The sequence below is a fragment of the Bradyrhizobium sp. 17 genome, from assembly GCF_023073515.1.
GTDB lineage: Bacteria > Pseudomonadota > Alphaproteobacteria > Rhizobiales > Xanthobacteraceae > Bradyrhizobium > Bradyrhizobium canariense_D.
The window spans coordinates 4,676-24,516 of record NZ_JADPJQ010000095.1; the positions used below are offsets into that span (position 1 = coordinate 4,676).

Here is a 19,841-nt window from a genome sequence, read left to right on the forward strand (position 1 = left end):
TATGAGGGCGGAGTGACGAAGCAAAGCTCGGGCGAAACGCGCCGCGAGAACGAGAAATCATGTCCGCTGTTTGAATGCCTGGTCGCGTCATGTGCCGCGACGTCTCGGTGGCAGGCGCTCAGGATGAATTGCCGAAGCGGTGTTCTGGAAGTCCCTGTGCAATGCCATCAATGGCCAGAACATGACCCGCCTGGGGTTCGCGGCCCAGTTGCTCGCGATCAAGAAACTTTCTCGCCGTCGTCACGAACAGGGTCTTCAGATCGGCTCCGCCGAAGCATACGCAGGTCGGATTGGTCGCCGGCACCGGAATGACGGTATCGATCCGGCCGTCCGGCCGATAGCGCACCACCCGGCCGCCGGAGAAGAATGCGGTCCACAGTCCGCCCGCAGCGTCGATGCACGCGCCGTCGGGCCTCTCGCCGGAGGCGCTGTAATCCGCGAACAGCCGTCTGTTGCTAATCGCGCCGTCATCGAGATCGAAGTCGAACTGCCAGGTGCGGTAACGCCTCGTGTCCGTGAAGTAGAGCGTGCGATTGTCGGGCGAGAACGCGATGCCGTTCGTCACGATGACATCGCCGAACATGCGCGTTGTCCGGCCGTCCGCGTCCACCCGATACAGCGCTCCGTTCGGCCGATGCAGCTGGTTGTCCATGGTGCCGATCCACAGCCGGCCCCGCGCGTCGACGCGCCCGTCGTTCAGGCGATTGTCGAGGCCGCTTTCGACCTCGCAGAGCTGACCTGGAGGATCGTCATCGAACGCGCGGCGATAAAGCCCCAGATCCTGCGCGAGCAGGTGGGAGCCATCTGCCGTCAAGGCCTGACTGCCGAGGAAGTTGCACGCGTACGGAACAACCTGATGCGCGCCGGTCGCCGGATCGAAGGATTGATGCAGCCGCCGGTCGATGTCGACCCACCACAGCTTGCGGGAGCGGTCGCACCACAATGGCGTCTCGCCGAGGATGTCGCCTGCGGCGACCGCGGTCTCGACCCGATATGCGGGAATCATGTCAGGAGTCATCCCGAAATCCGATTGCAGCGACGAGCGCTGTCTCCGAACGACGTCAGGCCGCGGACGATCAATCCTCGTTCCAGGAGGCGAGGGCGTGCGCGACGCACCCGTTGATGTGATCGGTGAGCACGGTTTTGGCGCTTTTGATGTCGCGCTTGAGGGCGCATTCGAGCAGCGCCTTGTGCTGGTTGATCGTCTCTGCGCCGCGGTAGCGCAGCGCATAGCGGAAATATTTGTCGAACACGATCGCGTGGGTCTGCATCAGCTCGCGCGAACCGCAATTCGAGATGAGAGCCTGGTGGAATTCGCCGTCGTAGCGTTTGCGCAGCTCGGGATCGTCCCCCTCCTTGAGGACGGTGCGTTCGGTGGCCGCCAGCTTGTGATGCGCGGACACCACGCGGCCCTCCCACTCGACGTCGCCGGCACGAAACGACTCGGCCATTGCATGCTGCTCCAGCAGGATGCGCAGGCCGGCGAGTTCACGCAGGTTCTGGATGGATATCGGCGCCACCTCGAAGCCGCGCTGGCCCTCCGCGACCACGAATCCCTCCGAGGTCAGCCGATTGAGGATCTCGCGCAGCGTGGAGATGCTGACGCCGTAGTCCTCCTTCATGGCGTCGAGCTTGAGACGTCCGGACGGCGTCAGCACGCCGAAAATGATGTCGGATCGAATCCGCTGATAACCGCTGTCGCCCGCCGACAAGGGGCGCCCCTCGAGTGACGTCATGCTCTCCGATCCCGCAATATGCGCGCAACGCCCGTGGTGGGCGGCCGAACCATCAATGTTACCAGCAATATAGCAGACGCCTACCAACAGACGTAATCAAAAATATCAGATGAATTGCGATTTATCATTTGACCAAAAAATGTAGTTATGTTTTTTGATTGACCTGAGGGTGCAGAAAAGAATGGCTGAAGCCGCCGTCGTGCCCCGATCGAACAGGGAGGTCAAAATGAGCTTGTTGGTACGGGCGCTGTCTGCGACGGCGATCTGCGTGGCGCTGACGGTCGGTGCATCCGCTGAGGACATTCAGGAGCGCACGATCAGGTGGGGACACCTGAACAACACCGATCACCCCGTCAGCGCGGGGGTGCAGAAATTTGCGGAGATCCTGCTGGCGAAGAGCGGGGGCAAGATGAAGATACGTGAGTTCGCGGCCTCGCAGCTCGGCAACGAGCTGCAGCAGCAATCCGCGCTGCGCGGCGGCACGCAGGAAATGCTGTCGGCCTCGACGACGTCGCTCGCAACCGTCGTGCCGGAGTTCGGCCTCATCGACTTTCCATTCATCGTGAAGACCATCGAGCAGGCGGATGCTCTCGGGACCGGCAAGTTCGGCACGTCGATGCTCGATACGTTGCCGTCGAAGGGGCTGATCGGTCTGGGCTATTGGGGCCTCGGCTTCCGCAACGTCACCAACAGCACGCGGCCGATCACCAAGGTCGAGGATTTCAACGGCCTCAAGCTCCGCGTCATTCCGAACCCGGTCTATCTCGAGACCTTCGGATCCTTCAAGGCCAATCCCGTTCCGATGGCCTTCGGCGAACTCTATTCGGCGTTGGAGACGCGCACCGTCGATGGCGAGGAGAACCCCTTCACGGTCATTCTCTCCAACAAGTTCTACGAAGTGCAAAAATACGTTTCCGCCACCAATCACACCTTCACCCTGAACATTATTCTGGTGAGCAAGGCGTTTTGGGACAAGCTCTCGCCGACCGAGCAGCGCCTGATGCGCGAGGCGTATGAGGAAAGCCGAGGCTATCAAAAGGAGCAGACCCGCCTTCAGACCGAAAAGGCCCTCTCTGAATTACAGGCGAAGGGCATGCAGTACAACACCGTCGCGCCGGAAGAGCTCGATCGCATGCGCAAGACGGCGCAGCCGGTCGTCGACAAGATTGCCGCCAATCTCAAGCCGGAGGCGGTCAAGCTGTTCAACGACGAGCTCGATCGCATCCGCAAGGACGTGAAATAGTCGACCTCGTCAGCATGCAAGAGGCAGAGCCGGCCAGTGGGCCGGCTCTGAACCCGACTTTGCCCGGACGGCACGCATGGCGCGAATTCTCGACCTCTATTGCACCCTGCTGAAGGGCATCATCGCCGCATGTCTTGCGGTGATGGTGGTGCTGGTTTTCGGCAACGTTGTCCTGCGCTACGGCTTCAACTCCGGTATTGCGATTTCCGAGGAGCTGTCGCGCTGGCTCCTGGTCTGGCTGACTTTCCTCGGTGCGGTCGTGGCAATGCGTGAGCACGCCCATCTCGGCGTCGATAGCCTTGTGCGGATGCTGCCGGCTTACGGCAAACGCATCTGCTTCATCGTCAGCTACGTCCTGATGCTGTTCGCCGACTGGCTTCTGCTCTCGGGAAGTTGGCGGCAGACGATCATCAATATCGACGACCGCGCCCCGGCGACCGGCCTGTCGCTCGGCATCTTCTATGGCGTGGGCGTGATCTTCGGCGTTTCGGCCGGAGTGATCCTTCTCTACGACCTGTTCCGCGTCATGTCCGGACAGGCCAGCGAAGCCGACATGGTGGCCGTCAGGGAATCGGAGGAGCACTGATGCTGTCTCCTCGTATCGTGCCGCCCGGCGCTCACATCCTGGAAATCACCGGGATCACGCCATGACGATCGCCGTCTTCACCTTCTCGCTGCTCGGCGCCATGGCGCTGGGCATGCCGATCGCCTTTGCGCTGATCGTCTGCGGCGTGGCCTTGATGAGCACGATCGACATGTTCGACGCCCAGATCGTGGCGCAGAACGTCATCAACGGCGCGGACAGCTTTCCGCTGATGGCCATTCCATTCTTCATGCTCGCCGGCGAGGTCATGAACAAGGGCGGTCTGGCCAAGCGAATCGTCAACGTTGCGCTCGTCGCGGTCGGGCATTTTCGCGGCGGACTTGGTTACGTGACGATCCTCGCGTCCTGCATCCTTGCGTCGCTCTCGGGCTCCGCGGCAGCCGACGCTGCGGCTCTGGCCGCCCTGCTGGTGCCGATGATGGTGGCGGCGGGCCACAAGAAATCCTACGCGGCGGGTCTGGTGGCGGCCGGCGGCATCATCGCGCCCGTGATTCCGCCCAGCATCGGGTTCGTCATCTTCGGTGTCGCCGCGGGGGTGTCGATCTCGAAACTGTTTCTGGCGGGGATCGTCCCCGGGATGTTGCTCGGGGCAGGGCTCTGCCTGGCCTGGTGGTGGGTGGTGCGCCGTGAGAACCTGACGCCCCCGCCAAGAGCATCGCTCTCGGAAATGGTGAAAGCGGTGGTCGACGGCTTCTGGGCATTGATGCTGCCGGTCATCATCGTGGTCGGCCTGCGCTTCGGCATCTTCACGCCGACGGAAGCCGCAGTCGTCGTCGCCGTCTATTCGCTTTTCGTCGCGACCTGCATCTATCGGGAATTGAAGCTGTCGCAGCTTTACGAGGTGTTCGTCTCCTCTGCGCTGACGACGAGTATCGTGATGTTTCTCGTGGCAGCGGCGCTGGTATCGTCCTGGCTCATCACTGTGTCCGAGATTTCGACACAGATCGTTACCCTGCTGAAGCCCTTCATGGGCAACAACACGCTCCTGATGCTTGCGATCATGGTCGTGGTGGTGATCGTCGGGACGGCCCTCGACATGACGCCGACCATCCTCATCCTCACGCCGATCCTGATGCCGATCGTCAAGGCGGCGGGCATCGATCCCGTCTACTTTGGTGTTCTCTTCATCATCAATAATGCCATCGGCCTGATCACGCCACCGGTCGGTATCGTGCTGAATGTGGTTTGCGGCGTCTCCAGGATCAGCATGGAGGATATCATCAAGGGCGTCTGGCCCTTCTTGATCGCGCAACTGATCGTCCTGTTCGCGATGGTGCTATTCCCGGGACTGGTGACGATCCCGGCCAAGTGGTTCAGCGGCTAGAGGCGTCGGCAACAAAAGAAGGACAAGCGAAAATGGCCGCAAGGATCATGATCCTCAACGGACCCAATCTCAATTTCCTCGGCATCCGCGAGCCCCACATCTACGGCTCGACGACGCTCGATGAGATCGAGGCGAGCTGCCGCGCGCTGGCCGACCAGCTCGGCGTTTCGATGTCGTTCCATCAATCGAACATGGAGGGCGAACTCGTCAGCCTGATCCAGTCCGCCCATGGCAACGCGGACGCCATCATCATGAATCCCGCGGCCTATTCATTCACCTCGATCGCGCTGATCGATGCGCTGAAGATTTTCGAGGGTGTGAAGATCGAGGTGCACATCTCGAACATCCACGCGCGGGACGAGTTGCACCGCCACTCGATCACGTCGAGTGCTTGCACGGCGGTCATTTGCGGCCTGGGTCCCTATGGTTATCTCGCCGCGATGCTCGCGGCGGTCCAACGGCTGGGCCAATTGCCTGAGGCCATCGCACCGGCTCTGCACGGGCTTGCGGCCGGCGGCAAGGCGTAGGCATGGAGGGCGGGATGCGCGGCACGGGATTTCTCGCCATCTGGAGCGACGTCGAGGCTCACGACCTGACCGACTACCGGCACTGGCTGACGCGCGAGCACACGACCGAGCGCGTGACGACGAAGGGCTTCCTGGCATCGCGTGTCTTCCGCGCGGCAAGGGACGACATCAGCCGCTTCTTCATTCTGTATGAGCTGGAGACGCCGGAGGTCCTCGACGGCGAGGCCTATCTGGCGCGCCTCAACGCACCGACGCCGTGGTCCCAGCGTATCATGCCGAAGCTCGGCAATTTCATGCGGGGCGGGGGCGTCATGATCGCGCGGGCAGGGCGGGGCGAGGGCGCATCGATCGTGGCGCTCCGGATCGAGACATTGCCGAAATATCCCCAAGGTCTGGCTCAGGCGCTCGTTGCGTGCGACGGGGTTGCCGCGGTGCAGATCGGCGCGACCGACGAGGCGCGGACATCGGTGCCGACCGCTGAGAAAGGCATGCGGAAGAACGAGGGGTTCTTCGCGGGGCTTTTGCTGATCGAGGCGCTCGACGTCGCCTCGTTGCAGGCTGCCTTGCAGCGGGCGAGCGAGCTTGCGCCCGACGTCATGGCCGGGGCGAGCGAGCCGGAAGTCTATCAAAGCATCTTTGCGCTCGACGCCCGCATCGCGGATTTCGGCTGATGGCAACGTCTCGCTAGGAACTCTTGCGCACCATCGAGGCTTGACTCAGCGGGCCAGCGTCGCCGCCGATTTGCTGGCCTGCACGGCCCCGCCTCCAAGCCCCCATACCCCCCAGGGTGGGGCCGTGTCTCTTCGCAGGAGATGCAATGCCGGAGCCGACCGATCACGACATCAGAGAACGCGCGCACCGCCTGTGGGAACAGGCGGGCAAGCCGGAAGGCCGCGAGGAAGAGTTCTGGCGCGCGGCCGAGCAGGAGTTGCGCAACGAGGACAAGTCGAACCCCATGCGGACGCCGGATACGCTGTGACCAACAAGAGATGCCCATTCTGCTATGGTCTGGGATGGGTCTGCGAAAACCACCCGCTCCGCGCCTGGAGTGAGGAACTGGGCGGCTGCCGCTGCGGTGCGGGCATGCCCTGCACCTGCAACACGACGGAAGATCCCGAAACAAGGGCGGTGATCGTCGAAGCGGACACGACGTGGCATTGAAGGACCTGGCATTGAAGGCGGAACAGAGCCTTCCAGCAGGAATTGAGGATGTGAGCAGCACGGGCTGCGACGCAGGCCCGTGGCTACGGCGGGGTTTGCGGTGGACGAGCGGCAAAAGATAGAGCACCAGATCGAACTCGCAACGCGAGCGGCTGCGCTCGTCAAAGACGAAACCACCGTCCAGCGATTCAGGAGCTTCGCCGAGGAGCTGAAGCAAAAGCTTCTTCGCATGATGCGGCGCGGCAAGGTGCGAGCGCGCGCGTACGAGCTCTGGGAGCAAGCCGGTCACCCGGCCGATCGCGATGTGGAGTTCTGGGTCGAAGCGGAACGGCAGATCGAACAAGAGCGCGATCAGCGGAAGCTCTCGGATCCGCCAGAGAAACGATAGAAGCTGGCGCTGCCGGTAGCCACCTCGGCAGCGAACAAGGTTCGTCCGCGCGTTCGCCGGACAGAGAAAAAGCCGCCGAGTTCTTCACCCTGGCGGCCTCAAAAGTTCGTAGCTGTTGGTCGCCTCTCCAGCCTGGTGCGTACCGCCGTTACCTTGTTTGCGGCCATGCAAGTTCAGTCTAGGCCAAGGCGCTCGATTCTGCTGTGACCTGAAGCACACATTGGAAGGACGATGTCGGGAAGCTTGGGAGGTGACCGACGTTGACGGGACTGCTCCGTCATCGCGTTACGCGCCAGCCGCGACACCCAGGCGGCCTATGCCGGGAAGCTTCAGCGCGGGGCGGCGGATGTCGAGGCCGAGCACCGCGCCGAGGAAATTGATCTCGACCCCTTCGACCCAGCCGATGGTCATGCCGAGATAACCCGCCAGCGAGGCGTAGAGCCCGGTGCCGGACGCCGTGATGCCGGCCCAGCGTCCGCTGTAGGGAAAGTCCTTGCCGATAGCGGTCGGCGGCAGCACGGCACGCAGCTCGGGAACAGCATCCAGCGCCGCCTGCACGAAGGTGTTGGAATTCGGTCCCGGCCAGGCGCTGTAGTCGCCATAGGCGCGGAACTTGTAATTCTCGATGACGGCACGGATCTTCGGAATCAGCGCTTCGGCCCGCGCGCCATCGACGGCGACCACCGTTTCCGGGAGGGCTCCGAACCAGCGGCCGTCGGGCGGAAAGCCGTTGCTGCGAACAGGGTCACCCCAGGCCGTGTAGTCGTATCGGCTATAGGTTGTGGCGCCCTTCTCCTTGACGACGATCCAGGTGTGGACGGCAAAAATACTGCGCCAGCGCACGGTGCGCGCGGCGAAGACGCGGATCAGCGCATCCGGATTGGCCGATGCGGGCGGCAGCAGGCCGGCGCTGGAGCGATCCGCCGTCTGCCAATTGCCGCGGCCGTCGCCGCGCAAATAATAGCGGCCGGCCGACACGCCGATCGGCAGGAAGATCAGCAGCAGGAACAGAATCAAGAATTTCCTCAAGGCAATTGGCGGTTAGGCGGGACGATGCCACCAATATAGTTCGCAAGGCACGCCGCGCCAGCGCTCTCCTGCTCTTGCATTCGGATGGTGCGGCCATATGTTGCGTCCATGAGGAAGTTGTCGCTCGTCGAGGACCAGGCCATCCAGGCGCGAATCGCGTACATCGCGGGCGCCGAGATTTTCGATCGCCTCTTCGCCGGCATCCGGTTCGACGAAATCGACGGCAATCTGCTGTTTGCCATTGCCAGCGACGAAGACTGCGCGGCCGAGATCGAGGACGAGTTCTCGCACCAGCTCGCTGTGGTCGCCACGCACATCCTCGCGCAGAGCGTGGACGTGGTCGTGGTGCTGCCGAAGGTTCTGCAATAGCCGCCTGCCCGTTAGCCTTCTGCCCGTTCAGGCCGCTTGCCTTTGCCCCCTGTCTCTGCTTTTCAACGCAATTGCAAAATTGTAATGACGTCAATGGGCGCTCAAGCCCGAGGCGCGTTATCGACGGAGCTCGACGGGAGGGCTCGTCGTCGCTCGCCTCTATTTGCGAAACAAAGTTGGATACACATTGGCGCCCACCAGCAAAGCCCGGGCCACGACCGGCGCGATAAAGACAAAAAGCAAGAGCTCGAAAAGCGTAGGCTCGATAAGCAAGAGCGCGAAGAGCACGAGTTCGAAAAGCAAGAGCTCGAAAAGTACCAGCTCGACAAGCAAGCGCCCGGACAAGAGCGCCTCGCGTTCCGCGGTCGCCTCCTCATCGCCGCTCGGCATGCTGGCGCTGCATCTGCTCGAGCAGTGGGAGAAGTCCGGCCGCGACGGCCTCGTCTTCCTCTGCGACGACGAGAGTAGGGCGGAGCGGCTGGGCGGCGTGATCCACGCCCTCGATCCCTCGGTCGACGTGCTGGTGTTTCCGCGCCTGAACACGCTGCCCTTCGACGGCCTCGAGCCCTCCCGCGAGATCGCGGGCCGGCGCAGCTCGGTGCTGCGGCGTCTCGCCAAGACAAAGAAGCCCGTCTTCCTGGTGTCCACCGCGGAAGCCATCATGGAACGGCTGCCGCTGCCGGCGAGCTGGTCGCGGTCGAGCCTCACGCTGAAGGTGGGCGCGCCCTATTCCGAGACCGAGCTGGAGACGCGGCTGGAAGCTCTCGGCTACGATCTCGACGAAGAGGCGGAGTATCCGGGCGGTGTCCTGTTCCATGGCAAGACGTTCGAAGTGTTTCCCGCCGGCGCACTCGCTCCCTTCCGGATCGAGCATTCCGGCGACACGATCCGCAAGATCGTCGCGGTTGATCCCATCGAGCACGAGGTCGTCTACGAGACCCCGGAATTGATCATAGATCCCATGTCCGAGCGGATCGCTCTGGGAGCTACGCGCGGACAGCGGGCGACACTGCCTGATTATTGCAGCCGCGCGCGATGGATCGCGGATGCCGGGGTATCGGCTCACGCCGAGAGCTGGCAGGGCACGATCGAGGACGCTGCCGGCCGCAGGGATGCGGAACGCGAATATCTGGGGCAGGCGGACTGGAAGCAGCTGAAGAAGCGCATCAGCGTGCTGCCGCGCAAGGCGGCCTTCATCTCGACGCCGGAGTTCTCGAAGCTGGCCTCGCCTCGCAAGGCGCTTCGCGCCTTCGTCGCCGACATGCAGCGCGGCGGATCGCGGCTGCTGTTCGTCGCGGCCGTCGAGGACGACCTTCGCGCGATGGAGCGCATGAGCGGCATCAAGGCGGAGCGCCTGGCCGATTGGAGCGAGGTGACGAAGGCACGGAGCCGCGAAGGCGCGCTGCTGGCCGATTTCGACGCGGGGTTCATTGGCGCCGGCCGCAAGCCGCTCGTCGTCGTGACCGCGTCCGACGTGCTCGGCAGCCGAGCCCATCATCCGCAGCCGATGGCGCGCGCCTGGAATCCGGCTTTCGATCATCCCGACGTGCCGGAAAAGGGCGCCGCTATCGTCCATCTGCAACGCGGGCTCGCCGTGCTCGATGGCTTGCAGACCCTGGATATGGGCAAGGGATCGCGACGCGAGATGATCAGGCTCAAATTCGCGGGCGACAATGCCGTGCTCGTACCGCCCTCCGATCTTGCCGTGATCTGGCCTTATGCCGGCGAGCCCGGGAAGCTGACGCTGGACAAGGCGGACGGCAGCAGCTGGTGGGCGCGGCGCACCGAGGCGGAAGCGGAAATCCAGGTCGCCGCCAAGGCGCTCGCCAAACACATCAGCCAGCGCCTCCGCCGTCGTGCACCCAAACTGGTGCCGCCGGGGCCAGCTTACGAAAAATTCGTCGCCCGGTTCCCCTATTTCACGACAGTGGACCAGGCCCAGGCGATTCAAGACGTCCTCGACGATCTTGCGGCGGGCCACCCCATGGACAGGGTGATCTGCGGTGACGTCGGCTTCGGCAAGACCGAGGTCGCGCTGCGGGCGGCGGCCGCAGTGGCGCTGTCCGGCAAACAGGTGGCGATCGCGGCGCCGACGACCGTGCTGGCGCGGCAGCATGTCGAAACCTTCCGCAAGCGGTTCGGCCCTCTCGGCATCGAGGTGGGAAGCCTGTCACGAGCCAGTTCAGGCCCGGAGACGCGAGAGACCAAGGAGGGGCTGCGGCGCGGCACGCTGAAAGTCGTGGTCGGCACGCAGGCGCTTGCGGCAAAGGACGTGAAGTTCGCCGACCTCGGCCTCGTCATCATCGACGAAGAGCAGCACTTCGGAGCGGCCGAGAAGGCGAAGCTTTCAGGCCTCGCCAAGGGTGCCCATTCGCTGTGGATGAGCGCCACGCCGATCCCGCGCACGCTCGCGGCGGGTCTTGCCGGCTTCAGGGATCTTAGCGTCATCGCCTCGCCGCCGGTTCATCGCCTTCCCATCGTGACCAGGATCGCGCCGCTGTCCGATGCTGCCATTGCCGCAGCGCTGCTCCGCGAGCGCAGGCGGCACGGTCAGAGCTTCCTGATCTGCCCACGCATCCAGGATCTGGAGCCGATGCTGGCGCGGGTGCAATCGGTGGCGCCGGAGCTGCGCATCGTCTGTCTTCACGGCAGACTGCCCGTGGACGAGATCGACGATCGCATGATGAGTTTCGTCGATGGCGAGGCGGACGTACTGCTGGCGACCAATATCGTGGAAAGCGGTCTCGATATTCCGCGCGCGAACACCATCGTGGTGTGCTGGCCCGAAAAGTTCGGGCTTGCGCAGCTGCATCAGCTCAGGGGACGGGTGGGACGCGGCGGCACGCGCGCTTTTGCTCATCTGCTGACGGAATCGACCTCGGAGCAGTCCGAGAAGCGCCTGGCGGTACTGGAGGAGTTCAGCAAGCCCGGGGCCGGCTTTGCGATCAGCGAGCGCGACCTCGACCTCAGGGGCGCCGGCGATCTGTTCTCGGAACAGCAGTCCGGGCATGTCCAGGTGTTCGGACCGGTGCTCTACAGTCATCTGCTGAAGCGCGCGTCCGAGCGAGGCAGCGATACCGGGGCCGATCTGTGGGTGCCCGATCTCAATATGCCGCTCGCCGACATGCTGCCTGAAGGCTACGTGCAATCCGAGGCGGTCCGGCTCGAGATCTATGGGCGCGCTGCCAGGTGCCGGAGCGACGACGATCTGGAAGATCTGGAGGAGGAGATCTCGCGTCGTTTCGGCAGGCTGCCGCCGGAGGCCCGCGACTTCTTCGCCTCCGCCCGGCTGCGGATCGATTGCAAGCGGCGCGGTATCGTCAGGCTCGATGTCGGGCCCGAGGCCGTCGCCGCGACGTTCCTGCCGGGGCGACTACGGAAATCGAGGGCGAAGTCGCAGACGGGAGCGCTGCAGCGCGACGGCGACCGCGTTGTTCACGCCGGCCGCCGCGACCAGGATCCGTTCAGCCGGGTCGAGGAGTTTCTCGACCTGCTGGACGGCTAGGGATCATTCGGTCTGCTCGACTGCCGCCGGCATTTTCGCCACCGACATCAGCGAGCGAGCCACCTGGTTGAGAAGCTGATCGGCGTTCTCCTCCTCGGCGAGCGATTTCGACAGCAGGGCGACAATGGCACTGTGGCGAAGCTGCTGGGCGAGGTTGCGCGCCGTGGTATAGCCCGCGATCTCGTAATGCTCGACGCGCTGCGCTGCGCCGATCAGGGCGAGGTCGGCCGCCGCGTCCTCCTTGTCCTCGCCCTCGGCCATGATCTCCTGGCCTTCCTCGACGAGGCCCATCATGCCCTTGCAGGGCTTGGCGCGGGCGGATTTACCGAGCATTTCGAAGCATTCGTTGATGCGCTCGACCTGCGCTTCGGTCTCGGCGAGGTGCTGCTCGAACAGCTCGCGCAACTGATCGAAGCGGGCGGCCTCCGCCATCTTGGGAAGCGCCTTGGTCAATTGCTTCTCGGCATGCAGGATATCGCGCAGCTCGTTGATGAGCAGATCGCCGAGACCCGCTTCGTCCGCGGGCGGCGAGCTCTCGGTGACGATGGCCGAGGCCGGACCCGGTTCGCCCGCCTGGATCGCCGGCGACTCCGTGAACACCCAGTCGCCGCCCTCGTTCCACGGGCCGCGCGTGTCGATCTCGCCATGGTCGCCGGCGCCGGTGGAATCGTTGAAGAACTGGTCCACGAGGCCGGGCGTCGGCGCGATGCGGCCGATGCTGAACGCTGGTTTGCCCATGCTCTCGAGCGCGAGCGCGAACGCCTTCATGTGCGTGATCTCGCGGGTCATCAGGAACTGCAGCGCGTCCTTGCTGCCGGCGTCGTCGCAGAAATTGATCAGCCGCTCGTAGACGATCTTGGCCCGCGCCTCCGCGGCGATGTTGCTGCGCAGATCGACGTCAAGCTCGCCGGTGATCTTCAGATAGTCGGCGGTCCAGGCATTGCCCTGGGAGTTGAAGAGATTGACGCCGCCGCCGCCGGCGATGGCGATGAGGGGATCGGCTTCGGCCGCCTGACGGTCGAACTTCGACGGCTTGAGATGCATCCGCGCCAGCGTGCCGACCACTTCCAGATGGCTGAGCTCTTCGGTGCCGATGTCCATCAGCAGGTCCTTGCGATCGGGATCCTCGCAGTTCAACCCCTGGATCGAGTACTGCATCGCGGCGGCGAGCTCGCCATTCGCGCCGCCGAACTGCTCCAGCAGCATGTTGCCGAAGCGGGGATCCGGCTCGTCGACGCGAACGGTGAACATCAGCTTCTTGACGTGGTGATACATGGTGGGGACTCTCGTATTGGGAGGACAGGAAAGAGGATGTCTTCCGAACGGGCGGCTTTAGCGTTCGTTCCTCGCGAAACGACCTGCGCCGATGATATCGGGCGCAGGTCGTTCGAGTCGATCGGCAGGATTGTGGGCGTATTCGTTTAGCGTTGGTCCGGACGCTTGGCGGGCGGCCCATTCTTGTTGCCTGGCGCGCCCTGAATATTCGACGGGTCCTGCGACTGCACGGCGGTGTTGCCAGTGGAGCTCGTCGAACTCGATCCGACGGTCTCACCAGGCTTTGCGGCCGGCCCGTTCTTGTTGCCGGGCTGCCCGGCAATGCCGGCACCCGAATTCTGCGCGCTCGGCGCGGACGAAACGTCAGGCTTGCTGGCCTGCGCCCAGGCTGCTCCAGGCAGCGCGAGAGCGGCGAGGATAACGGCACCTGTGAACTTCATCTCGGTGTTCTCCGACTGATGCCCCATCTACTCGAACGCCGATAACCTGCGTGCGTTCCCTGTCGTCATCAACTCGAAAGCGTCGGCTCACCGTGTCACGACCAACTACCCCGGCAGCGGCGCCTCCACGATGTCCAGCAGCGCGCCGAGGCCCTGGCGCAGGCGGCGCGTGGCGATGGTTTCGGTGGCGAGACCGAACACCACGAGGGATCGCCCCGTCATCGCATAAACGTGCCCGAACTCGAATGCGGGCATTTGCCCCTCCGGTTGATTGGTGTCGATCAACCCGATCCAGCTGCGTCCCTCGGCGACTGCGGGCAAGGTGAAATTCACGACGTCGTAATGGGCGTTGTAGATCAGCAGCATGGTTGCGTCCGAGCCGCGGCGCTTGATCCCGGTCTCCTGGGCGCGGCCGTCGAGCAGCAGGCCGAAACATTTGGCGTTACCGTCCTGCCACTGGTCCGTCGTCATTTCCTCCCCGGACGGCGCGAGCCACGTCACGTCCTTCACGTCCAGCTCTTCATTGTGGGAGCCGACCAGGAAGCGGCTGCGGTAAAGAATCGGAAATGCCTTGCGCGTGGCGATCAGCTTGCGCGTGAATTCGCGCAGGCTGCGGCCATTTGCGGTGATGCGGAGCCAGTCGAGCCATGTGATCTCGTTGTCCTGGGCGTACGCGTTGTTGTTGCCGTGTTGGGTGTGTCCGAATTCGTCGCCTGCAAGCAGCATAGGCGTGCCGTGCGACAACAGCATGGTCGCCAGCAGATTGCGCTTTTGGCGCTCGCGCAGCGCCGTGATGTCCGGATCGTCCGTCGGTCCCTCGGCGCCGCAATTCCAGGAATGATTGTTGCTGTGGCCGTCGCGATTATCCTCACCATTGGCTTCGTTGTGCTTGTCGTTGTACGAGACGAGGTCATTGAGATTGAAGCCGTCATGGGCTGTGACGAAGTTGACGCTGGCCCATGGCCGGCGGCCGCGCTTGTTGAAGAGATCGCCGGATCCGGACACGCGCTTGGCGAAGTCCGCGATCGATCCCTCGTCGCCCTTCCAGAAGGCGCGCACGGTGTCCCTGAACTTGTCGTTCCACTCCGCCCATCCCGGCGGAAACTGACCGACCTGATAGCCGCCCGGACCGATGTCCCAGGGCTCGGCGATCAGCTTGACGCTGGAAAGCACGGGGTCCTGCCGGCAGGCATCGAGGAAGCCGCCGCCTTCATCGAACCCGTAAGGTTCGCGCGCCAGGATGGTGGCGAGATCGAAGCGGAAACCGTCGACCCGCATCTCGGTCGCCCAGTAGCGCAGGGAATCCGCGACCAGTTGCAGCACGCGTGGATGCGACAGGTTCACCGTGTTCCCGGTACCGGTGTCGTTGATGTAGTAGCGCTGCTGGTCCGGCAGCAGGCGGTAATAGCTGGCGTTGTCGATGCCCTTGAACGAGAGGGTTGGGCCGAGCTCGTTTCCTTCAGCGGTGTGATTGTAGACGACGTCGAGGATGACCTCGACGCCATGGGCGTGGAACTGGTTGACCATGGCCTTGAATTCGTTCGCGAACGGCGTCCTGAGGTAACGCGGCTCCGGCGCGAAGAAGGCAAGGGAGTTGTAGCCCCAGTAATTGCGCAAGCCTTTCTCGACCAGATAGCTGTCGTCAACGAAGGCATGGATCGGCAACAATTCTGCACTGGTAATGCCAAGCGAGCGCAGGTAGGCCGGAACTTCCGAGTGCGCGAGACCGGAGAACGTGCCGCGGTCTGCGTCGGGCACCAGCGGATGCAACTGGGTAAACCCCTTGACGTGCATCTCGTAGACGATCGTCCGCTCCCACGGCACTTCCGGCTTGCGCGCGGCGCCCCAGGTGAAGGCCGGGTCGATGACACGGCATTTCTGCATCAAGGGCGCGCTGTCGCGTTCGTCGTAGGAGAGATCCTTGTCGGCATCGTCGAGCTGGTAGCCGAACAGCTCCGGTCCCCAGCGCAACCGGCCGACCAGCTGCTTGGCGTAGGGATCGAGCACGAGCTTGTTGGGATTGAAGCGGTGTCCAGCGTCGGGTTCGTAGGGGCCATGGACGCGGTAGCCGTAGACGGTGCCGGGGCGGGCCGAGGGCAAATAGCCGTGCCAGACTTCGTCGGTATATTCGGGGAGTTCGATCCGCTCCAGTTCGGTTTCGCCGCTGTCGTCGAACAGGCAGAGTTCGACCTTGGTGGCATGGGCTGAAAACAGCGCGAAATTGACGCCGAGCCCGTCCCAGGTGGCGCCGAGCGGAAACGGCTTGCCCTCGCTGATGCGGGAGCGGCGCAGGCTCGAGGCCGCCCGCGTCAGGGTGTCGTCTGAATGTACCGTTTGATCCATCGCTGCCCCCGAATAGCCCCTGAAGAATTTGGTGAGGTTGCCGTCACTTCCGCGTCGCCTGCTCGCCGACGGTCGCAGAAGTAATCACCGCGACAGGAGGCACATCGTCCGGCTTCGGCAGCGTGGTTGCCCTTTGCAGCGCCGCCTCCTTGCTGATAGCCGCAATCGAGTTGCCAATCCGCTCGACGATGCTGGTCAGCTCTGCGTCGGATAGTCCGAGACGCTTTCTGACGAGGCGCACCTGAGTACGGTCGGCGAGGTCGAGCTTATTGCGGATCGGCTGTGGCTTCGAGCGGCGCATGACGAAAACTCCCGTGTGGAGTTGCAACCGTCGCCCCGGCGATTCCGTTCCCTGTTTGCAACAGTGATCTTCCCCAACCCATCGTCGCCGCACCTCGGCCCAAAAGTGCACACAACGCACATGGCGCATCGGTGTGGCGCCGGCTGAGGAACGAATGCCCACATCTCGGCTTCTCCCGTTGAGCATGCTCAAGCGATCGTAAAATCGAGCCTCGCGAAGCGTGCCGTAACTTCCAGCCATGCACGCAAAGGCGGCCAGGTTTGAGTCACAGTTTGGGAATGGCTGGGCCAGCGCGACACCACGGCCCTCGATGTCTCGACCACGGGGTCTGCTTCAATCTGTGGGCGCCGACGGCGCAATCGGTCGAATTGCTCGAAGCCGGCCGGCCGCCACTCCGGATGATGCGCGACCACGATGGCTGGTACCAGGCGTTGAGTCCCGCCGCGCATGTCGGCACGCGCTATCAGTTCAGGATCAACGAAGACCTGGTCGTTCCCGATCCCGCCTCGTTCTTCCAGCCGGACGACGTCGGGGCCCCGAGCGAGGTGGTGGACACTGCGGCGTTCCGAGACTCGGTGCTCTATCCCGGCCGCCCTTGGGCGGAGGCCGTGATCTACGAGTTGCACGTCGGCACCTTCAGTGAGGAGGGCACCTATGCCGGCGTCGAGACGAAGTTGCCCTATCTGCGCGATCTCGGCATTACCGCAATCGAGCTGATGCCGCTCAATGATGTCCCCGGCCGGCACAATTGGGGCTATGACGGCGTGCTGCTGAATGCGCCGAATGCGCGCTACGGCAGGCCGGAAGACCTCAAGCGGCTGTTACGCGCGGCGCATGCCCTCGACATCATGGTCTATCTCGATGTTGTCTATAACCATTTCGGACCGCAGCTGAACTATCTGCACCTCTATGCGGAAAGTTTCTTTACCGCGCGCCACAGCACCGGCTGGGGCCCTGCCGTCAACCTCGAGGGACACGACGGCGCGTTCGTGCGCGAGTTCCTGATCGAGAACGCGTTGATGTGGCTGCGCGACTACGGGTTCGACGGCTTGCGGCTCGACGCCGTTCACGCCCTGAAGGACGATTCCGACCGCCATTTCCTGATCGAGCTTGCCGAGACGGTTCGCAGTCAGCTGCCGGACCGGCGCGTGCATCTGATGCTGGAGAACGAGGCCAATCAGGCCCGCCTGCTCGACCGTGCTCAGGGGCGAACCCGGCTCTATGACGCGCAATGGGGCGATGATTTTCACAACGCGCTCCACGTCCTGTTGACGGGCGAGGACGAAGGCTATTATCGCGCGTTCGCAGACAGGCCGCTTGAACATCTCGCGCGAGCGCTCACCGAGGGCTTTGCCTACCAGGGCGAAATCTTTCCGCTGCATGACGAACCGCGCGGCGAGCCGAGCGCGCATCTGCCGCCTGATGCCACCATCTTCTTCGCCCAGAACCACGACCAGATCGGCAACCGCGCGCTCGGGGAGCGGCTTTCCGCGCTGGTCGGTCCGGAGAAGCTGGACCAGGCCATGGCACTGGTTCTCTTGAACCCGCATATTCCCCTGTTGTTCATGGGTGAGGAAGCCGCGGCCGAGACGCCATTCCTGTTTTTCGCAGACTGGTCCGGCGAAGCTGCCGAGCTGACGCGGGAAGGGCGGCGCAAGGAGTTCGCGCACTTCAAGGCGTTCTCGACGCCCGGCATGCGCGCCAGGATTCCGGATCCGTGCGATGAAAAAACCTTCGGGGCATCGAAGCTCGACTGGGCCGGCATCGACCGCTCTCCCGCCAGCGCCAGGTTTCGCGGCCTCACAGCCCGATTGCTGAAGATACGGCGCGAGAAGATCGTTCCGCTGATCAAACGGGGTTTCGTTTCGGCTCATTGCAGGTTGCTGGGGGAGAACCAGCGTAAGGGCGGCCTGGATGCCGGTTGGCGGACGCAGAAGGGAGACATCTTGCAGATTGTTGCCAATTTCGCCGACCACGAACTGCCCATGCCGGCGCTGGTCGCGGGCGAGAGCCTATGGCGATTGGGCGCCGCCGACGCGCCAGCGCTGTTGCCGAGCGACATCATCGTGCGGCTTGGCCACGAGGCGTGATGGAACCGCGAGGAACGCTTCCGAAAGCTTTCCGTTAGCGGAGTAAATCCCTGGAGCCCCTCCATGACCGAATATCCAAAGCCGCCTTATCCGTCCCAGCAGCAATCGATGCCCGGTTCGACCCGCGCGATGAATCCACGACCGGATCACGGCGAAGAGAGTTACAAGGGCTCCGGGCGACTGTCCGGAAAGAAGGCAATCATCACCGGTGGCGACAGTGGCATCGGCCGCGCGGTCGCGATCGCCTATGCCCGGGAAGGTGCCGACATCGTCATCGCCTATTTGAACGAGGACGAGGATGCCGCTGAGGTCAAGACGCTGGTGGAGCGCGAGGGACGCAAGGTCGTCCTGATCCCCGGCGACATCCGCAATCCCGATCATTGTCGCGCGATCATGCAGCGCACCGTCGAGGCGTTCGGCGCAATAGACATCCTCGTCAACAACGCGGCGCATCAGGACACGTTCAAGGAGATCGCTGAGATCAGCGACGAGGAATGGCAGCGGACGTTCGAGACCAACATTCACGCCATGTTCTATCTCACCAAGGCTGCGGTCCCCCACATGCGCCCGGGAGCGGCGATCATCAACACCGCGTCGGTGAACTCCGACATGCCGAATCCAACCCTGCTGGCCTATGCCACGACCAAGGGCGCCATTCAGAACTTTACCGGCGGCCTTGCGCAGATGCTGGCGGCAAAGGGCATTCGGGTCAATGCGGTCGCTCCGGGTCCGATCTGGACGCCGCTGATTCCGTCGACGATGCCGGAGGACAAAGTCAAGAACTTCGGCAAGCAAGTGCCGATGCAACGGGCCGGCCAACCGGCCGAACTCGCGACCGCGTATGTCATGCTCGCCGATCCGCTCTCGAGCTACACGTCGGGAGCGACCCTGGCGGTCACCGGCGGCAAGCCGTTTATCTAAGCGATCGTGCAACGGGAACGTGGCGACCCGCGAGCAGGACCGCCACGTTCAGTACGTCTCGATCAAGCCGCGCTGGACGCCTTGGCATTGACGCCCTTGCGAAGCGCCACGGTGTTCAGCTTGGTGTTGGCGGCCTTCTCTTCGTTCAGGTTCGTCGTGAGGAAGCGCACGATGTCGTCGTGCCCGAGTTCCTCCGCCCATGCGATCAGCGTGCCGTAGCGGCACATCTCATAATGCTCGACGGCCTGTGCGTTGGCCACGATCGCGGCATCGAGCACGGCCTTGTCCTCGATTTCGCCCGCGGTCTCATCGGCCTCCTTGATGAGGCCGTCGATGGCGGGACAGTGTGTCCCGCTGGGCTCCTTGCCGAGCTTCGCGAATGCCTTGCCGAGCCTGTCGACCTGCTTGTTGGTCTCCTCCAGATGGGCTTTCAAGCCGGCGGCAAGGTCCCTGTTTGTCGCCTTCTCGATCATCTTCGGCAGAGCCTTGAGGATCTGCTGTTCCGCGTAATAGATATCCTGCAGGCCGTGCAGCAGCAGGTCTTCCATCGATTTGATGTCCTTGGTGAAGAATCCCATAAACGAC

General features: G+C 63.5%; 20 protein-coding genes. 11 read left to right on the top strand and 9 right to left on the bottom strand.

Annotation, left to right across the window (positions count from 1 at the left end; genetic code table 11):
* Positions 1 to 118 precede the first annotated feature (118 nt).
* On the bottom strand, positions 119 to 1,018 hold the full coding sequence (locus tag IVB13_RS17235) for an SMP-30/gluconolactonase/LRE family protein (RefSeq protein WP_085357214.1): 900 nt from the start codon (positions 1,016 to 1,018) through the stop codon (positions 119 to 121).
* A gap of 58 nt (positions 1,019 to 1,076) precedes the next feature.
* Entirely contained in the window at positions 1,077 to 1,736 is a 660-nt protein-coding gene (locus tag IVB13_RS17240; protein ID WP_085348502.1) for an FCD domain-containing protein, read from the bottom strand.
* A 226-nt stretch (positions 1,737 to 1,962) separates the two neighbouring features.
* Here IVB13_RS17240 and IVB13_RS17245 point away from each other — a divergent pair, with 226 nt between their 5' ends.
* The 7 genes from IVB13_RS17245 to IVB13_RS17275 all read left to right on the top strand — a co-directional run bounded on the left by IVB13_RS17245 (position 1,963) and on the right by IVB13_RS17275 (position 6,983).
* On the top strand, positions 1,963 to 2,979 hold the full coding sequence (locus IVB13_RS17245; RefSeq protein WP_018453915.1) for a TRAP transporter substrate-binding protein: 1,017 nt from the start codon (positions 1,963 to 1,965) through the stop codon (positions 2,977 to 2,979).
* Positions 2,980 to 3,055: 76 nt separating this feature from the next.
* Positions 3,056 to 3,565 carry a TRAP transporter small permease gene (locus tag IVB13_RS17250; protein WP_247401657.1) on the top strand — a complete coding sequence of 170 codons (510 nt, stop codon included), beginning with the start codon at positions 3,056 to 3,058 and terminating at the stop codon, positions 3,563 to 3,565.
* A 61-nt stretch (positions 3,566 to 3,626) separates the two neighbouring features.
* The gene (locus IVB13_RS17255; RefSeq protein WP_247401660.1) at positions 3,627 to 4,907 is read left to right on the top strand and encodes a TRAP transporter large permease subunit; all 1,281 of its coding nucleotides are present in this window, start codon (positions 3,627 to 3,629) and stop codon (positions 4,905 to 4,907) included.
* Between the two features lie 32 nt (positions 4,908 to 4,939).
* Positions 4,940 to 5,434, top strand: a complete 495-nt coding sequence (locus tag IVB13_RS17260) for a type II 3-dehydroquinate dehydratase (RefSeq protein ID WP_247401682.1) — start codon at positions 4,940 to 4,942, stop codon at positions 5,432 to 5,434.
* Between the two features lie 14 nt (positions 5,435 to 5,448).
* Complete coding sequence (locus IVB13_RS17265; protein ID WP_247401683.1) at positions 5,449 to 6,105, top strand: hypothetical protein; 657 nt, start codon at positions 5,449 to 5,451, stop codon at positions 6,103 to 6,105.
* 146 nt (positions 6,106 to 6,251) lie between these two features.
* On the top strand, positions 6,252 to 6,413 hold the full coding sequence (locus tag IVB13_RS17270) for a DUF2934 domain-containing protein (RefSeq protein WP_247489845.1): 162 nt from the start codon (positions 6,252 to 6,254) through the stop codon (positions 6,411 to 6,413).
* A 282-nt stretch (positions 6,414 to 6,695) separates the two neighbouring features.
* A complete protein-coding gene (locus IVB13_RS17275; protein WP_247394190.1) occupies positions 6,696 to 6,983 on the top strand; it encodes a DUF2934 domain-containing protein in 288 nt (95 codons plus the stop codon).
* Positions 6,984 to 7,268: 285 nt separating this feature from the next.
* Here IVB13_RS17275 and IVB13_RS17280 read toward each other — a convergent pair whose 3' ends face one another.
* The gene (locus IVB13_RS17280; RefSeq protein WP_247489847.1) at positions 7,269 to 8,000 is read right to left on the bottom strand and encodes a DUF3750 domain-containing protein; all 732 of its coding nucleotides are present in this window, start codon (positions 7,998 to 8,000) and stop codon (positions 7,269 to 7,271) included.
* A 120-nt stretch (positions 8,001 to 8,120) separates the two neighbouring features.
* Between IVB13_RS17280 and IVB13_RS17285 the strand changes: the two genes are divergently transcribed.
* Positions 8,121 to 8,381: a hypothetical protein gene (locus IVB13_RS17285; protein WP_007595982.1), complete on the top strand. Its 261-nt coding sequence runs from the start codon at positions 8,121 to 8,123 to the stop codon at positions 8,379 to 8,381.
* A gap of 159 nt (positions 8,382 to 8,540) precedes the next feature.
* On the opposite strand, the gene IVB13_RS17290 is transcribed toward IVB13_RS17285, so the two are convergent.
* Complete coding sequence (locus IVB13_RS17290; protein ID WP_094183527.1) at positions 8,541 to 8,771, bottom strand: hypothetical protein; 231 nt, start codon at positions 8,769 to 8,771, stop codon at positions 8,541 to 8,543.
* On the opposite strand from IVB13_RS17290, the gene IVB13_RS17295 reads away from it, so the two are divergent.
* Positions 8,770 to 11,886, top strand: a complete 3,117-nt coding sequence (locus IVB13_RS17295; protein WP_247401728.1) for a DEAD/DEAH box helicase — start codon at positions 8,770 to 8,772, stop codon at positions 11,884 to 11,886. The two genes, IVB13_RS17290 and IVB13_RS17295, sit on opposite strands and share 2 nt — an antisense overlap.
* Before the next feature lie 3 nt (positions 11,887 to 11,889).
* Here IVB13_RS17295 and IVB13_RS17300 read toward each other — a convergent pair whose 3' ends face one another.
* The 4 genes from IVB13_RS17300 to IVB13_RS17315 all read right to left on the bottom strand — a co-directional run bounded on the left by IVB13_RS17300 (position 11,890) and on the right by IVB13_RS17315 (position 16,245).
* Entirely contained in the window at positions 11,890 to 13,161 is a 1,272-nt protein-coding gene (locus tag IVB13_RS17300; RefSeq protein ID WP_018453925.1) for a DUF892 family protein, read from the bottom strand.
* Positions 13,162 to 13,307: 146 nt separating this feature from the next.
* Positions 13,308 to 13,601 carry a hypothetical protein gene (locus IVB13_RS17305; RefSeq protein WP_026232628.1) on the bottom strand — a complete coding sequence of 98 codons (294 nt, stop codon included), beginning with the start codon at positions 13,599 to 13,601 and terminating at the stop codon, positions 13,308 to 13,310.
* A gap of 105 nt (positions 13,602 to 13,706) precedes the next feature.
* Positions 13,707 to 15,944, bottom strand: coding sequence for a glycogen debranching protein GlgX (gene glgX, locus IVB13_RS17310; protein ID WP_247489849.1), 2,238 nt, complete (start codon positions 15,942 to 15,944; stop codon positions 13,707 to 13,709).
* A 43-nt stretch (positions 15,945 to 15,987) separates the two neighbouring features.
* Positions 15,988 to 16,245 carry a DUF3606 domain-containing protein gene (locus tag IVB13_RS17315; RefSeq protein ID WP_018453928.1) on the bottom strand — a complete coding sequence of 86 codons (258 nt, stop codon included), beginning with the start codon at positions 16,243 to 16,245 and terminating at the stop codon, positions 15,988 to 15,990.
* Positions 16,246 to 16,523: 278 nt separating this feature from the next.
* On the opposite strand from IVB13_RS17315, the gene treZ reads away from it, so the two are divergent.
* Both treZ and IVB13_RS17325 read left to right on the top strand, forming a co-directional pair.
* Positions 16,524 to 18,335, top strand: coding sequence for a malto-oligosyltrehalose trehalohydrolase (gene treZ, locus IVB13_RS17320; RefSeq protein ID WP_247453319.1), 1,812 nt, complete (start codon positions 16,524 to 16,526; stop codon positions 18,333 to 18,335).
* A 63-nt stretch (positions 18,336 to 18,398) separates the two neighbouring features.
* Positions 18,399 to 19,256, top strand: a complete 858-nt coding sequence (locus IVB13_RS17325) for an SDR family oxidoreductase (RefSeq protein WP_247489851.1) — start codon at positions 18,399 to 18,401, stop codon at positions 19,254 to 19,256.
* Positions 19,257 to 19,318: 62 nt separating this feature from the next.
* Here IVB13_RS17325 and IVB13_RS17330 read toward each other — a convergent pair whose 3' ends face one another.
* Positions 19,319 to 19,834: a ferritin-like domain-containing protein gene (locus IVB13_RS17330; RefSeq protein ID WP_018453931.1), complete on the bottom strand. Its 516-nt coding sequence runs from the start codon at positions 19,832 to 19,834 to the stop codon at positions 19,319 to 19,321.
* Positions 19,835 to 19,841: the final 7 nt, after the last annotated feature.

Coding starts and splice junctions, on each gene's coding strand:
- treZ (WP_247453319.1), top strand. CDS start 16,524: ATGGCTGGGCCAGCGCGACACCACGGCCCTCGATGTCTCGACCACGGG.
- IVB13_RS17250 (WP_247401657.1), top strand. CDS start 3,056: ATGGCGCGAATTCTCGACCTCTATTGCACCCTGCTGAAGGGCATCATC.
- IVB13_RS17305 (WP_026232628.1), bottom strand. CDS start 13,601: ATGAAGTTCACAGGTGCCGTTATCCTCGCCGCTCTCGCGCTGCCTGGA.
- IVB13_RS17285 (WP_007595982.1), top strand. CDS start 8,121: ATGAGGAAGTTGTCGCTCGTCGAGGACCAGGCCATCCAGGCGCGAATC.
- IVB13_RS17265 (WP_247401683.1), top strand. CDS start 5,449: ATGCGCGGCACGGGATTTCTCGCCATCTGGAGCGACGTCGAGGCTCAC.
- IVB13_RS17255 (WP_247401660.1), top strand. CDS start 3,627: ATGACGATCGCCGTCTTCACCTTCTCGCTGCTCGGCGCCATGGCGCTG.
- glgX (WP_247489849.1), bottom strand. CDS start 15,944: ATGGATCAAACGGTACATTCAGACGACACCCTGACGCGGGCGGCCTCG.
- IVB13_RS17330 (WP_018453931.1), bottom strand. CDS start 19,834: ATGGGATTCTTCACCAAGGACATCAAATCGATGGAAGACCTGCTGCTG.
- IVB13_RS17315 (WP_018453928.1), bottom strand. CDS start 16,245: ATGCGCCGCTCGAAGCCACAGCCGATCCGCAATAAGCTCGACCTCGCC.
- IVB13_RS17245 (WP_018453915.1), top strand. CDS start 1,963: ATGAGCTTGTTGGTACGGGCGCTGTCTGCGACGGCGATCTGCGTGGCG.
- IVB13_RS17295 (WP_247401728.1), top strand. CDS start 8,770: ATGCTGGCGCTGCATCTGCTCGAGCAGTGGGAGAAGTCCGGCCGCGAC.
- IVB13_RS17240 (WP_085348502.1), bottom strand. CDS start 1,736: ATGACGTCACTCGAGGGGCGCCCCTTGTCGGCGGGCGACAGCGGTTAT.
- IVB13_RS17235 (WP_085357214.1), bottom strand. CDS start 1,018: ATGACTCCTGACATGATTCCCGCATATCGGGTCGAGACCGCGGTCGCC.
- IVB13_RS17290 (WP_094183527.1), bottom strand. CDS start 8,771: ATGCCGAGCGGCGATGAGGAGGCGACCGCGGAACGCGAGGCGCTCTTG.
- IVB13_RS17260 (WP_247401682.1), top strand. CDS start 4,940: ATGGCCGCAAGGATCATGATCCTCAACGGACCCAATCTCAATTTCCTC.
- IVB13_RS17270 (WP_247489845.1), top strand. CDS start 6,252: ATGCCGGAGCCGACCGATCACGACATCAGAGAACGCGCGCACCGCCTG.
- IVB13_RS17325 (WP_247489851.1), top strand. CDS start 18,399: ATGACCGAATATCCAAAGCCGCCTTATCCGTCCCAGCAGCAATCGATG.
- IVB13_RS17300 (WP_018453925.1), bottom strand. CDS start 13,161: ATGTATCACCACGTCAAGAAGCTGATGTTCACCGTTCGCGTCGACGAG.